The sequence below is a fragment of the Rhodoferax sp. GW821-FHT07F03 genome (assembly GCF_059418745.1).
The window spans coordinates 245645-259743 of record NZ_JBWKQM010000010.1 but is presented as its reverse complement, the minus strand read 5'-3'; the positions used below and the strand labels follow the sequence as shown (position 1 = coordinate 259743).

Annotated in this window: 15 protein-coding genes; 2 read left to right on the top strand and 13 right to left on the bottom strand. The window is 57.8% G+C overall.

The annotated features are described in order from the left end of the window. Nucleotide 1 precedes the first annotated feature (1 nt). The 6 genes from AC07R0_RS17300 to fliF are packed head-to-tail and all read right to left on the bottom strand — an operon-like array spanning nt 2 to nt 6534. Nucleotides 2-1234 carry a flagellar hook-length control protein FliK gene (locus tag AC07R0_RS17300; protein WP_495105761.1) on the bottom strand — a complete coding sequence of 411 codons (1233 nt, stop codon included), beginning with the start codon at nt 1232-1234 and terminating at the stop codon, nt 2-4. Then, nucleotides 1231-1698 (bottom strand): flagellar export protein FliJ, encoded by a 468-nt coding sequence (fliJ, locus tag AC07R0_RS17295; RefSeq protein WP_495098468.1) that lies wholly within the window; start codon nt 1696-1698, stop codon nt 1231-1233. The genes AC07R0_RS17300 and fliJ overlap by 4 nt, the downstream gene beginning before the upstream one ends. Then, nucleotides 1695-3110 (bottom strand): flagellar protein export ATPase FliI, encoded by a 1416-nt coding sequence (gene fliI, locus AC07R0_RS17290; RefSeq protein ID WP_495105760.1) that lies wholly within the window; start codon nt 3108-3110, stop codon nt 1695-1697. Before fliI ends, fliJ begins: the two co-directional genes overlap by 4 nt. After that, complete coding sequence (locus AC07R0_RS17285) at nt 3100-3810, bottom strand: FliH/SctL family protein (RefSeq protein WP_495105759.1); 711 nt, start codon at nt 3808-3810, stop codon at nt 3100-3102. Before AC07R0_RS17285 ends, fliI begins: the two co-directional genes overlap by 11 nt. Continuing rightward, the gene (fliG, locus tag AC07R0_RS17280; RefSeq protein WP_495098471.1) at nt 3794-4789 is read right to left on the bottom strand and encodes a flagellar motor switch protein FliG; all 996 of its coding nucleotides are present in this window, start codon (nt 4787-4789) and stop codon (nt 3794-3796) included. The genes AC07R0_RS17285 and fliG overlap by 17 nt, the downstream gene beginning before the upstream one ends. A gap of 23 nt (nt 4790-4812) precedes the next feature. Then, the gene (gene fliF / locus AC07R0_RS17275) at nt 4813-6534 is read right to left on the bottom strand and encodes a flagellar basal-body MS-ring/collar protein FliF (RefSeq protein WP_495105758.1); all 1722 of its coding nucleotides are present in this window, start codon (nt 6532-6534) and stop codon (nt 4813-4815) included. 176 nt (nt 6535-6710) lie between these two features. On the opposite strand from fliF, the gene fliE reads away from it, so the two are divergent. Beyond that, nucleotides 6711-7028, top strand: coding sequence for a flagellar hook-basal body complex protein FliE (gene fliE / locus AC07R0_RS17270; RefSeq protein ID WP_495098473.1), 318 nt, complete (start codon nt 6711-6713; stop codon nt 7026-7028). A 54-nt stretch (nt 7029-7082) separates the two neighbouring features. Here fliE and AC07R0_RS17265 read toward each other — a convergent pair whose 3' ends face one another. From AC07R0_RS17265 to AC07R0_RS17250, 4 genes are all read right to left on the bottom strand, one after another. Beyond that, a complete protein-coding gene (locus AC07R0_RS17265; RefSeq protein ID WP_490591192.1) occupies nt 7083-7382 on the bottom strand; it encodes a flagellar protein FliT in 300 nt (99 codons plus the stop codon). A 27-nt stretch (nt 7383-7409) separates the two neighbouring features. Continuing rightward, nucleotides 7410-7820 (bottom strand): flagellar export chaperone FliS, encoded by a 411-nt coding sequence (gene fliS / locus AC07R0_RS17260; protein ID WP_495105757.1) that lies wholly within the window; start codon nt 7818-7820, stop codon nt 7410-7412. Nucleotides 7821-7928: 108 nt separating this feature from the next. Then, the gene (gene fliD, locus AC07R0_RS17255; protein ID WP_495105756.1) at nt 7929-9359 is read right to left on the bottom strand and encodes a flagellar filament capping protein FliD; all 1431 of its coding nucleotides are present in this window, start codon (nt 9357-9359) and stop codon (nt 7929-7931) included. 140 nt (nt 9360-9499) lie between these two features. Continuing rightward, the gene (locus tag AC07R0_RS17250; RefSeq protein WP_495098476.1) at nt 9500-10720 is read right to left on the bottom strand and encodes a flagellin N-terminal helical domain-containing protein; all 1221 of its coding nucleotides are present in this window, start codon (nt 10718-10720) and stop codon (nt 9500-9502) included. A gap of 242 nt (nt 10721-10962) precedes the next feature. Between AC07R0_RS17250 and AC07R0_RS17245 the strand changes: the two genes are divergently transcribed. After that, nucleotides 10963-12186 (top strand): flagellin N-terminal helical domain-containing protein, encoded by a 1224-nt coding sequence (locus tag AC07R0_RS17245; RefSeq protein WP_495098477.1) that lies wholly within the window; start codon nt 10963-10965, stop codon nt 12184-12186. 65 nt (nt 12187-12251) lie between these two features. On the opposite strand, the gene AC07R0_RS17240 is transcribed toward AC07R0_RS17245, so the two are convergent. The 3 genes from AC07R0_RS17240 to AC07R0_RS17230 all read right to left on the bottom strand — a co-directional run bounded on the left by AC07R0_RS17240 (nt 12252) and on the right by AC07R0_RS17230 (nt 14075). Beyond that, nucleotides 12252-12584 (bottom strand): SMR family transporter, encoded by a 333-nt coding sequence (locus AC07R0_RS17240; protein ID WP_495105755.1) that lies wholly within the window; start codon nt 12582-12584, stop codon nt 12252-12254. Beyond that, nucleotides 12581-13135, bottom strand: coding sequence for a TetR/AcrR family transcriptional regulator (locus AC07R0_RS17235; protein ID WP_495105754.1), 555 nt, complete (start codon nt 13133-13135; stop codon nt 12581-12583). Before AC07R0_RS17235 ends, AC07R0_RS17240 begins: the two co-directional genes overlap by 4 nt. 160 nt (nt 13136-13295) lie before the next feature. After that, nucleotides 13296-14075 carry a cephalosporin hydroxylase family protein gene (locus AC07R0_RS17230; protein ID WP_495098480.1) on the bottom strand — a complete coding sequence of 260 codons (780 nt, stop codon included), beginning with the start codon at nt 14073-14075 and terminating at the stop codon, nt 13296-13298. Between the last annotated feature and the right edge of the window lie 24 nt (nt 14076-14099).

Here is a 14099-nt window from a genome sequence, read left to right as displayed (position 1 = left end):
GCTATACAAACAAATCAACAGCACGCCCTGAACCCCGGGGCAGGGCCACAGGTCGGGTTACAACCTCTTCACGTGCCTGGCGGGTATTGCTTTGCACGGTTTCTGACGGTGCTCTACGCTCTCGGGCGCCTGCGTTTTCCGCGCCGGATGAACCGACCGACATACCCGAAAGCACCATTCCCTCGCTCTGCAACAAATCCTTCAGGTGCCCCGACGCGCCAGTCAAAAACTCGCGGGTTTCAGCCTGGTCCGAACGAAAGGCAACGTGAGCCTCGTTGCCAGACAAAGATATGTGGACCTCGACAGGCTGAGAATCCCCCCCGTTGAACGTCAACTCAGCATTTTGCACCCCTTGCGAAATCCAATAGCTGACTTGGTCCGCCACAGCCCTCTCTGGACTCGCCTGGGACAAATCCACGGATTTTGACGCGCTCTCAAACTGCACGGTCGGCGTGAAATGCTGCAGAGCATGCCCACCCTCGGAGGACTTGCCCGCTTCGCCGACCTTCGTGTCCACCGAGGCAAGCTTAAGTGCCTCGGTAGTCTCCGTAACAACTTGCATTGCAGAAGGCTCAACAACAGGCAACATGAAAGCACCGCCACCCAGACTGCTCAAACGGTCTGCACGTGCATCCGCCGCAGTGCCCAGCATGGGTTTCGCGCCTCCTTTTAAGCCAAGCTCGGTGTCCGACTGCGCCAATTCGAAAGCCGAAGAGTCCTTCTTGGTCATGCGACTCTGGATCTGCTCGAACACCGACGCATAGTTAGCCATACCTACGGAGTTGGCCCGCGCATCTGCGGCCGAAGCCTGCGAACGCATATCTGCTGCAGCCGTAGCCACACCAGCCCCCGGATTCGCAACCAATGCAACCGACTCCGCACCCAAGCCATCTTGCGTTACCGCCGCATCGGCAGGGGCCGCATTGGCGGGCGGCACTGCCGGTGGAATGAAGCCCGCCATCGCCATAGCCGCGTCCGGGGTGGCGCCGTCTGCCACAGTCTTTTTGCCAGGCAACTTCTTGGCGGCCTTTTTGTCACCGACCGCGTCCGCATCTTTTGAGTCCTCGGTCTGCGATGCGTGATCCGACGACACCTCATCGGGCCTAGCATCCAGCCCATTCATGACCTCAGAGAACCCTTTGGATTCCTTCTCAGGCATCGTGGATTTTGCCGCGCTGGGCACAGCCTCGGCAACCCTGGGCACCGGAATTGCTGAAACACTTTCAATGCTCATGAAGTCACCTCACCAAACTGTTGATCCATCGATTTTCCAAAACGCTGCGCGGCAAACTCATCCGTTTGCTTTTGCTCACGACGACTCTGAGCACGATCCACCTCTTGCTGCTTTTTACGGCATATCTGCTTCAGTGTCGCCAAACGTATTTCAGCTTCAGCCAACTGCTTTTTTACGGCATCAACACGCCGAGCTTCCTCAGCCAGCATGCCCCGCTGCATCTGCATGGCCTGTTCCAGTCGCTCCATGAACTGGTAGTGGTGGCGCATCAACTCAGGTACAGCACAAGTTTGCGCCTGCACCATCCAGCGGTCTTCCGTCTCTTTGGCGTAGCTTTCCAGCTGATGCAGCTGATCGCGGGCCGCAATATAGCGCTGCTGCGCATGCCCCACCGCCTGGCTTGCAGCATCACGCTTACTACTGGCAACGCTCACCGCCACCGCCAAGGTCTTTAGCAACGTCATCTAGCGCCCGCCTGACGCGCAATGGCGCGATCCATGCCCAGTACGCTTTGCTCCAGCGTACTGGAGACATACATGCCTTGCTGCAAGAATTCCGTCATACCCTCATTCAAACGGATGGCCTCATCCAAACCAGGATCCGACCCCATGGCGTAAGCACCAATTTGCAGAAGATCCCGCCCCTTCTGGTAACGTGAATTAATGATACGGAAGCGTCTTGCCAACTCAAAGTGCTCTGGTGTTACCACGTTATGCATGACGCGAGAAGCAGACTGCTCTATGTCAATCGCTGGGAAGTGCCCGGCCTCGGCCAACGATCGCGACAGCACAATATGCCCATCCAGAATGGCACGGGCAGCATCGGCGATCGGGTCCTGCTGGTCATCACCTTCTGACAATACGGTATAGAACGCGGTAATCGACCCCACGCCATTGAGCCCATTCCCGCTGCGCTCGACCAACTGTGGCAATTTTGCAAAACAAGAAGGTGGATAGCCCTTGGTCGCAGGCGGCTCACCGATCGCCAGGGCAATCTCCCGCTGGGCCATCGCGAACCGGGTCAAGGAATCCATCAGCAGCAAAACATGCTGCCCTTTGTCTCGAAAATGCTCCGCCACTGCCGTCGCATAAGCAGCCCCTTGCAGACGCAGCAAGGGGGGCGCATCTGCAGGTGCCGCGACGACCACCGAGCGCGCTCGACCTTCTGGCCCCAGGATGTCCTCGACGAACTCCTTGACTTCACGACCCCGCTCGCCAATCAGCCCCACCACAATCACATCCGCCTTGGTGTAGCGCGCCATCATGCCCAGCAAAACGCTCTTACCTACACCAGAACCTGCAAACAAGCCGATACGTTGACCGCGCCCCACTGTCAGCATGCCATTGATGGCACGCACACCCGTGTCCAACGGTTCCCGCACAGGATCTCGGTCCATGGCATTGATAGGCTGGCGGTCCAACGGTTCAGCAACGACATCCAGAATAGGCCCGGCGTGATCCAACGGCACGCCCTGCGCATCGACCACGCGACCCAACAAACCGTCTCCTAGCGGCAACCGAAGCACACCAGCCGCGGCGGCAACCACGTCACGCGACGTATCGCCCAAGCGGGGAACAGAAACATAAGGCGGAGCCGGTACCACGCTCGCACCACTGCACAAGCCGTGCACATCGCCCGCAGGCATCAAATAAGCCCGATCATTGGAAAACCCCACCACCTCCACCAACACCGGGGCCGCACCATCCATCACAACATTGCACTGCGAACCCACCGGAACACGAATACCTACAGCCTCCAGTACCAAACCGGCCAATCGAGTCAGCGTGCCCCGCGCCTCCAACATAGTCCCGGCCTGGACGCGCTGCAATGCATCGTCCATGAAACGGCTCCAGACGAGCGCATCTTCACGCGGCATCATCCGACTCCACCCAGGCAGATGCCAAACCCAATTGGGCAACGGCTCTCTCCCAGCGCTTCGACAAAGTGCCATCAATCACCATGCCGCCAGACTCCACCAAGCACCCGCCGCGCTCCACAGATGGATCAGTCAGCCAAGTGACCGCAGGCAAGGGAAGCGCCTCTTTCATAGGAGCCTCCAGCACCACCCAGTCTTGGGGATGAAGCTTGACCACCGCCTTCTTGCCATCCATAACCAGCATGTCCAAGGCCTCACGCACCACCGGAATCAATGCAACAGGGTCCACACTCAGCTCCCGACGCACCACCTGCCGTGCCAAGCTGCAAGCGAGATCCAGAACCTGGCGGGCAATATCTTGCTCCACCTGCGCGAGCCGCTCCTGCATGGCTGAGAACAACTCAGCCAGCTTCTGCGCGGTTTCCACACCTTGGCTCTGCACAAAATCATCCAGTCTTTGGTTACCTTCGAGGGTAGCCTCCGCATGGCCTTGGGCCAACCCAGCGTCATGGCCCTCGGCCCAGGCACGGTCAAGACGAACCTGTTCTGGCTCCTCCGGCTCAGCTTGTACAGGCTCCGGCAACTGCTCGATCACCAGAACAGGATCACCTACCGAACCAAATTGCCATTCCGCAACCGCGCCGATTTCCTCGCTGGGAATAAAGCGCGAATGGGAGCGGCTTTTAGACAAAGCTGTCATCGCCACCCGATCCGATTACAACCTGACCTTCGTCCACCAGACGACGCACAATTTTGAGCACATCCTTCTGCTGGGCCTCGACCTCGGACAGCCTCATGGGGCCACGAGACTCGAGATCCTCACGCATGGTTTCGGCCGCACGAGTCGACATATTGGCCAGGATTTTTTCCTTCAACTCGGGGGATGCCCCCTTCAATGCCACGATCAAAGTCTCGGATGCCACTTCCTTCAGCACCAACTGGATGGACTTGTTGTCGAGTTTGATGACGTCGTCAAAGACGAACATCTTGTCCACAATCTTCTGCGCCAGATCCGAGTCAAAACCCTTGATCGACTCAATGACCGTACCTTCAATGTTGGCACCCAGCAAGTTGATGATTTCCGCTGCCGTTTTGACACCGCCGAGGGATGTCTTTCGAATTTTGTCGCCGCCCGCCAGGACCTTGAACAGCACCTCGTTCAGGTCCTTCAGCGCCGTGGGCTGAATACCCTCCAAAGTAGCCACCCGCAGCAGTACCTCGTTGCGCTGCCGCTCGGTCAGTTGCTTCAAGATGGCGGCCGACTGCTCGTAATCCAGGTGCACCAGGATGGCCGCCACAATTTGAGGGTGCTCGTTGCGCAACAACTCAGCCACGGACAGCGGGTCCATCCACTTCAGGCTTTCAATGCCGGATACGTCGCCACCCAGCAAAATGCGGTCAATCAACAGAGACGCCTTGTCATCACCCAAGGCTCGCCGCAGCACGGCCTTGACGTAGTCTCCAGTATCGGTCACCAACAAGCTTTGAGCAGCTGCCGCATTGGTGAAACGCAGAAGAACCTCATCCACCTTGTCGCGCGTTACCGCCTTGGATTTGGCAATCGTTTCCCCCAGCTTTTGAACCTCCTTGGGGGAAAAATGCTTAAAAACCTCCGCAGCCTCTTCTTCACCCAAAGACATCAGGAAAATAGCTGCATCGGTGAGACCTTGTTCATCCATGGTGGTCTTTCAGTAAATGGCGCTCAAGAGCTGGATTCCCCATTAATCCACCCCCGGACAATATTTGCAACCGCAGTGGAGTTGGTTCTAGCCAACTGCCGTGCATCCTCCAGCCGCACTTGATGGTCCGTCGGCCCAAGCATGGGCACCCCGCCTGGCCCCATCAACATGGGGCGTTGAGGATCATCCGCCACCATTGCATCCAACTGTCCACCTGGACCAGCCAGAACTGGCAAACCATCCGGCCCCACTGCACCCACAGCCAAAGGCTCCACCTTGGGTGCCATCATGGTCTTCATACCAGGCCGGATCAAGCCAAAAAGCACCAGCGCCGCCAAAATCACCGTGCCAATAGGCCATGCCAGGCTGCGCGCCACCTCCAATGTCTGCGGTTGCTTCCACAGAGGGGTGTCATCCACCACGGCACTTTCAACCATGAAAGGCGCATTCATCAGATTTACCGAGTCACCACGGTCCTTATTGAAACCAATCGACTCGCGCACCAGGGCTGTCATCTGCTCGATCTGCTGGTCACTCAATGCCTTGGAAATCGGTTTGCCCTTGTCGTCCTCTGACACCATATGGTTCACCACCACCGCTGCACTCAGCCGCTTGATAGAGCCAGAGCCCCCGCGCACCACCCGCACGGTCTTGTCAACCTCGTAATTGGTCACCGACTCGCGTTTGGCTGGCGTTATATTGGCACCTGCAGTACCGCCACCGGCCACCGTCAATGGCGAAGACGCACCGTTGATGGGAGCCGTCGAGGAAGCCGGCGGCTGGTTGGTCGTCGCCCCCGGGATACCCGTTGCCGGATTTCCAGCGCCCGCACCAGCACCGGATTCAACCACTTGCTGACTGCGTACCGCGCTAGTATCCGGCGACAAATTGGGTTTGTGCATTTCCGCCGTGGATTCCACTTGCGAAAAATCCACCTCGGCAGTCACCTGCGCTTTGACGTTCTGCCGCCCGACAATCGGCTCCAACATATCCAGAATGCGGCGGCTGTATTGCTGCTCAATTCTTTGCACATATTGCAGCTGCTCTGCATCCGCACCAGCCGCACCGTCAGGCGACTGCGATAGCAGCTTGCCTGTGTCATCCAGCACGCTGACCGCACTGGGTTGCATTTCTGGCACGCTGGACGCCACCAAATGCACGATGCCCGCCAACTGAGTCCTGTCCAGCGTCTGGCCTGGATTCAGACTCACCAAGATGGAAGCGGATGGCTTTTGCTGCTCTCTGAAAAACCCGTTCTGATTGGGTAGCGCCAGGTGTACTCGGGCACTGGACACCGACGATAAGGCCTGGATAGAACGCGTCAATTCCCCCTCCAAGCCACGCTGAAAGGCCAGCCGCTCCTGGAATTGCGTCATACCGAACCGATTGGCTTCCATGATCTCAAAACCGGAGACCGAAGCTTTGGGCAAACCCAAGGAAGCCAGGCGCAAGCGCGTGTCATGCACACGATCCGCCGGCACCAGAATGGCGCCGCCGCCCTCCGTGTACTTGTACGGCACATTCATCTGGGTCAATTGAGCCACGATGGCACCGCCATCTTTGTCCGCCAGATTTGTATACAAAACACGGTACTCTTGCCGCCCGCTCATGAGAATCCCGGCAATAACCACCAAGACCAGCAATGCCAATCCAGCCCCCAGACGCAAACGCTGGGTGCGATCGAGCTTGGCCAATCTTTCAGCAAATGGCGAAGAGCTAACGGGAATTTCAGCGACTGCAGACATCATGCTTTCCGGATCGGTATGGCGCGAGCTTGCTCCACGAACTGGGGTGATTATTCTGCCAAGCCCCCCAAAACAGCAGCGTGATAAGCCCGTGTTTTGGCCACCATTTCGCCCAATGCTACCGCGCCCGCCTGGCTACGATCACTGCATAGGACCATTACCCTGGAGAAATCGCTATGGATCTCCGCTTGTCACCCATTTCGAGCACCCCGATCCCCCGCACGGGATCAACCATCCGCACCAACACCCCGACTGTGGGCGGCGCGGAAAGCGCTGGTTTTTCAACCGCCCTCAAAGGCGCGCTGAAAGATGTAAGCAATGCACAAAATACGGCAACCCAGCTACAGCAGGAGGTTCAGATGGAGAACCCCAATGTAAGCCTGGAAGAAACCATGGTCGCGATCCAGAAAGCGCAAATTGGCTTTCAGGCGACTCTGCATGTACGCAACCGCATGGTGCAAGCGTACAGCGACATCATGAATATGCAGGTCTAGCACCTGCACAACCGGGGTCCATGGACGCGCCAGGCGCCGTGCCCCTCCCCCTCTTCAGTGAACCACCTGGGGCCGACGCTCCAGCAGATGCTCAAATTGTTGAATCCAAGGCTCGGTCAGGTAACGGATTTCAGCGTCATTACGCAAGATACGTTGCATGATGCGGGCCTTTTCCGTTTTGTCTTCCGGGGTTAGCTGTTCGGCATAGGACTGGTGGCGCAACTGCTCAATCAGCACCGCACACGCGCCTTCATAACGCACCACTTCGTCCCAATCTTCAACCTGGGCAGCCTGCAGCATCTTATGGCTGCTGTCTTCGATGGCTTTGTAATAGTCAATCAAGAGTTGCGACATGGTGTAAATCCAGCAATAGGTCTAAATTCAAACGTTGCCAACCGAGGGCACATTGATGCTTTTCCAGGCATCAAACACCGGCACGATCAATTGGGTCACCTCCTCAACCAACGAAACATCGTTCTTGAGGTTGGCAGTGGTCAGTCGCAAAATACTGTAGTTATATACACCGTTCAAATTCACGGCCAACTCACCTCCAGCTTCCATATCCAGGCCAGACTTCAGCCCTTCTTCCAGGATGCGAACAGCTTTGCCAATCGCCTCCCCCTTCGTCTCGATATCGCCTCGGGCCAGGGCACCGCGTGCACTGTTCAAAGAGCGCAGCAGGGCTTCAAACAACAGGCAAATCACTTGGTGCGGGCTTGCGCCTTCAATGCTGGTTTGTGCACCAACTCGCTTATATGCAGAAGCTGCGCGCGCGCTGACTGGAGTAAACATGGTGATAGTGTCCGTTGGGCTTGTTGTATTAGTTATCGACACAGCACAAAAAAACTCAAGTCAAATTGTTAAAAAAAGTACCGTCTGATCCAAGCAATACAGCGCCACTTACTTGCTACTGCCATTCCAAATATCGACCTGCTGCGTGATGTACGAATTCAACGCCGTCAAGCCTGCCATCTTGGTATCCAGGGCGGTGTAAGTTTCCCGCAGACGCTTCTCCACCGATGCCGCACGCGCCGTCACTTTGTCCTGCTCTGTTGTGTTGCGCTTGACTGACGCTGCCAAAGCATCCGACTTATTGTTCAACCCTCCGTCAAAGGAGAGTAAATCCGTGGCAAAGGCCTTTACCTTGCGGGCAATACCGTTGGTGGATGTATCCGTATTGCTCTGAGCGAACAAGGACTTAACGCTGTCCGGCGTATCCAAAGCCGTTCCCAGTTTCGTCGCATCCACCGTAAAGTTTCCGTCCTGGCCCAGAGAAATGCCAATTTCAGACAAGTGGGAGTATGTGCCAGCCACCGCGCCACTGCCCATGATGGAGCGCAAGGTATTACGCAAACCCACGGCAGTGGAGTCACCCTGCAAATCCCCCGCCTTCTTGGTCGTGTCGTCATATGCGGTGGCATCAGCGAGGTACTTGTTAACCGCGTTGTAGGCATCCACAAATGCCTGGATATTGGTGGTCAACGCTGATTTGTCCACCGCACTAGACACCTCCGCATCGGACGTTGTCACAGCTGACGCGGTGATCGTCATACCCGCAATCACACCGGTAAAGGAATTTGTGGCTGAACTGACTGAAATGCCGTTGATCGTCGCCTTGGCGTTCTGGGCCGATTGATAGGTATTTGCGGTCATGCCATAGGCGGTAGTCGCAGACAAATCAAAGCCCAGCTTGGACAAACCGGAACTATCCGTATTAGTGCCATCGTCATCTGCCGCCAGCACACGAAAGCCTGACGCCTCACCGGTCGCGGACGAGCGCAACATCAATCGATCACCCGTAGCATCCGTAAGAACTGTGGCAATCAGGCCCGCACCAGAGTTATTGATCTTGGTCGCAATCTGAGCCATGGTATCTGTTGCGGTGACGGCAACCGCCACGCTTGATGCAGAGCCCGCAGCAAAAGAATTGTCAGACTGCCAAGTTCCCAGTTGCAGGGTGAGCGTACCCGAACCACCAAAGGCCGCCCCCGCCGTGACGGCAGTCGATGCGGTGGACTGGGCCTTCGCCAATTGGGATACCCCTACGCTGAAACTGGTGGCACTGGCAAAACCTGTTACAGAGGCAGTTACCGCGCTATTGGAAGAGCTCACCTTGATGCTATTCCAACCGCTGTCCAGTGTGATCTTGGCAGCTGCATCCGACAGGGTGGAGACGAGGGATTTAACCTGCGAATAGTCAGATATCTGAGTCTGAATCACCGCCGCCTTGAGTTGCAGCGTCGTCAGGGGCTGCTTTTCCAACGCCACCAGTTTGGTGATGATGGACTCAACGTCCAAACCACTGCCGATGCCAGTTGATGTAATGCCCATGATGACCTCCAGGACGGATGCTTGCTACGACGAAACGAACAGGCATATTTGTACCTGCATTTCGGAACGCAAAACGGCGGATAAAGGGGGTGCCTTTATCCGCCTTTTCGTTTTAGCACCTATTCACGGTGCTGTCAGCCTTATTGCAGCAGAGACAACACGCTTTGTGGCAACTTGTTGGCTTGCGCCACCATCGCGGTACCTGCCTGCTGCAGAATCTGCGTACGCGACAGGTTGGCGGTTTCCACCGCGAAGTCAGCGTCCACAATCCGGCCGCGAGATGCAGAAAGGTTTTCCACGTTGATCGCGATGTTGCCGGTAGCACTGTCAAACCGGCTTTGCAAAGCGCCCAACTGGGCCCGTGCACTGTTGACCTGGTTGATGGCGGAGTCCAACTTCTTCACAGCCACCCAGGCATTGCGCTGCGTATCAATCGTCAAGGTATCAATACCAAGTGCATCCGTGCTGGTGCTGGTGGCGCTCAACTGACTTGCAATCGATGTAGCCGCCTCGCCAGTGGTTGCCAGCGTGAAACCGGTCAAGGTCACAGCTTCCGCATCACCACCCGTGGTCAACTTGGACGACATCAGATCGATACGATAGGTCTGATCATCGTTCTGCGACAGATAAGCCGTCACACCCGTATCCGAAGTCTTACGGTTGATTGCCTCCACCACTTGACCCATACGTTCTGCGCCGGAGCTGGCTGCGGCGATCACACCCAGATCCACGGCCACCGTAGCACTGGCGGTAGAAATGCTCAAAGTACCGCTATTGATAGAAGTCAGCGTGCTCACCGAGCTGGCCGCCACGGCACTGGCGGACGAGTCAAATCCGTACGCTACCTGCGACAGGCCATTGGCAGCCGAATTGGTCAACTTACCCACGGTAATCGTGTCACCAGCATTGGCACCCACTTGGAAAGCCGCACCAGCAAACGAGCCGTCCAGCAATTTCTTGCCGTTGAAGGTGGTTTGCTTGGCAATACGGTCCACTTCGTCCGTCAGCTGGGAAACTTCGGCCTGCAAGGCCTTGCGGTCATCGGCACTGTTGGTGGCGTTACCGGCCTGCACGGCCAGTTCGCGCATACGTTGCAGCATGTCGCCGACCTTGCCCAAGGCGCCTTCAGCCGTTTGCGCCAGCGAAATACCGTCATTGGCGTTACGCGAACCCACCGTCAGGCCCTTGATCTGGCTGTTGAAGCGCTCGGCAATAGCCAGGCCGGCAGCATCGTCCTTGGCGCTGTTGACGCGCAAACCCGAAGACAGGCGCTGCATAGACGTGGCCAACGAGCCGGCGGACGACATCAGATTGCGCTGAGCATTCAGCGAATTGATGTTCGTGTTGATAGTTGTGGACATTTCAAAGCTCCTGAAAGGTTGAGTTCAATGACGAACCATTGAAAAGGCCCGTTGAGTATGTTTTCGGGTGTCCATCGCAAAACTTTAGGGCTGGACATGTAAATAGCCGGTGATTTCTGCCGCTTATCCAAGGACTGCCACGGACTCGAATAAACACAATTGAGTTACCGCTCATGGTCGTTGGCCAGCTGAGCTGACCCGAACCGGCTTTAGCCAACTTTCATCTCTCAAGGAGCTTCGCAATGGCTGCCACGATCAACACGAACATCAATTCGCTCAACGCCCAGCGCAACCTGGCAAACAATGCCATGGGGCTGGCTACCTCCATGCAGCGCCTGTCTTCGGGTTTGCGCGTCAACAGCGCCAAGGACGATGCTGCCGGCCTGGCGATCTCCGAGCGCATGGCCACCCAGATACGAGGCCTATCGGTCGGCTCGCGCAATGCCAACGACGGTATTTCGCTGGCGCAAACGGCTGAAGGCGCCTTGGGCAAGGTCGGCGACATGCTACAACGTATGCGTGAACTGGCCGTGCAGGCCGGTAACGCCACCAACAGTGCCGATGACCGCAAGGCCTTGCAGGCCGAAGTCACCCAACTGACCGATGAAATCGACCGCATCTCCAAACAAACCACATTCAACGGTACCAAAATTCTGGACGGCTCATTTGCCGGCGCGGTATTCCAAGTTGGAGCAAATTCCGGCGACGTCGCCTCCTTGGGTGCCCTGACCAACTCGACAGCCAAGGGCTTGGCCGATATCGCCTACGCCTACGACCAGTCGGCAAGCGCGGTGGATGCCAGCGCGGTGAGCACGTTGACCTCGATTCCATCCAACACCCTAACCATCTCCATTGCTGGTGCCACGGCAGCCGTGGACCTGGGTGCGATTGCAGTCGCGAGCTCTGGCTCGGAGCGCATGGGCCAAGTGATTGAGGCAATCAACCGTAAATCCTCCGACACCGGCGTCACCGCCTATCTTTCACAAAACGACGACCAGACCTATCGCATCGACCTGATGTCGTCCAAACTGGACAGCAACGGCGATCCGGCAGCTGTCACGCTGTCGGGCTTCTCCCTGGCGACCACTGGCGAAGCCGCGACCTCGATGGGCTCCAACATCAGCGCAACCGACACCACGACCGACGCCCTGGGCATCGACACGCTGAGCATCACCAGCCAGCGCGACGCCTGGGTGGCACTGAAGAAGATCGACACGGCCATCAACCAGGTCAACTCGGCCCGGGCGGGCCTGGGCGCCTTGCAAAGCCGATTTGAGAGCGCGGTGAGCAACATCAGCATCCAGGTGGAAAACCTGGCCGCAGCCAAGGGCCGCATCGTGGACGCCGACTTCGCGGTGGAAACCGCCAACCTGTCGCGCACCCAGATCCTGCAGCAGGCCGGCACCGCCATGGTGGCCCAGGCCAACAAGCTGCCGCAAGGCGTGCTGACCCTGCTGCAGCAATAAGCAGCGTAAGCCGCATGAAAAAAGGCCCCTCGGGGCCTTTTTTCATGGGCGCAGCAAACCCCGACTCAATGCGCAGCGGATTTCGAGAACACGTTCATGACCACCACACCGGCAATGATCAGTGCCATGCCGCCCAGCGCTGGCGCATCCAGGCGCTGTTTGAACACCACCCACGACACCACGGCCGTCAGCACGATGCCCACGCCGGACCATATTGCATAAGCCACGCCCGTGGGAACCGTGCGCAGCACCACCGTCAGGCAGTAAAAAGCCGCGGCGAAACCCACCAGGGCACCCAACGTGGGCCACAGCTTGGTAAAACTGTCAGATGCCTTGAGCATCGCGGTGGAGATCACCTCCAGCACGATGGCGGCGGACAAAGCCAGATAAGCGTTCATGGAAGGTTCTCCTTATCAGATAAAGCCAATAGCGTGGCCTGGATTGCACTGCGGTCGGACGGCGACAATTTGTAAATACCCAGCAAATCAGACAGCCACAGGCCGTCTGCTGCCAAGCGCATGATGGTTTCGTTGATGCCCGGGGTCGGGTCCTTCTGGCGATCAGCAGCAACCCAGTCCGCCCAGCGGGCCGCCACCGACCGCTCGACCACCGACGCCACCAGCACCGCCCGCCAGTGGGCCAGATCGTCCGGGTCAGCCCCGCCACTCACCGCCGCTCGCACATAGGCCTGGGCAGCGGCGCCCGGCCCCACGCCCACCTGCCCCGCAAGCTCGACATCGAACGCTGTGAGAAAGGTATCCGCCATGGCCGCCAGCAGTTGCTCGCGGGTGCCAAAGTGGTGCTGTACAGCCCCCTTGCTCACGCCGACATGCTCGGCCACCGCCCCGATGGACAGGGCCTGGCCAGCTGCAAGCAACTCGGCCGTGGCGTTCAACAGCTTGGCGCGTACGGCGTCCGGGTCTTTTTTGCGGTGGTGAGCTTCTGCCATGGCTGAATTCTAACATTACGATCGTATTGTTTCAAATTCAAAAAAAGGCCCTGGCACATGCAGCGCCAAGACCTCTCCATGCAGATATATGGGGAAATATGCTGTTGACGCAGGTAATACCTGCGCCAACAGCTATCAAAACAGAAGCATCAACAAAACCTCAAGCGATACGCTTCAGGAAGCCTTCGGGGGCCACGGTCACCATCAGGCGCGACTCGGACGCGCTATCCACGGCGAATTCGGGGTGGCTTTTCAGCCACTGGCGGCTGGCGGTCTTGGGGTTGTTACCCACATCCCAGGGGCGGTTCAGGAAGAAGTTGGGCGGCATGTCTTCCACAAAGGTGTCGAACACCACGCAGTAGCTACCCGGCGTGACCAGGGGCGCATAGGCGTCGAGCTCGCCCAGCACATGGTCATGGGTGTGCATGGAATCCAGAAACACCAGCACTTTCTTGTAACCCTGGGCAGCGGCATGCACCTGGGCCACCACGTCGGGCGCGACGGACGAGCCCTGCACCATCTGGATGCGGCTGGCCATGGGGTGGGCCTCGATGGCGGCACGGTTGTGCGGGCGGATGTCGATGTCGATACCAATCACCTTGCGCGCAGACTTGCGCGGGTCGATGGTACTGCCGCTCTCGATGGCGTCGCACATGTCCAGCATCGCCAGCAGGGAGGCGCTCAGCACCAGCGAGCCGCCATGGGCGATACCGGTCTCGATGATCAGGTCCGGACGCACCTGCCACACCAGCTCCTGTATGCCCACCATGTCCTGCGGGTACTGGATGATGGGTCGGCCCAGCCAGTCGAAGTTATAGACATATTTCTTGTCCATCGAAGCTTGCAGCCACTGGCGCGACAGGTCTTTGAAGGCCGTGTCCTGGGCATAGGCGGCCAGGCGCTCCTGGCGTTCGGCGGCAAATTGTTGTTCTGGGGTCATGTCGTGCTCCTAGTTTCTTGAATG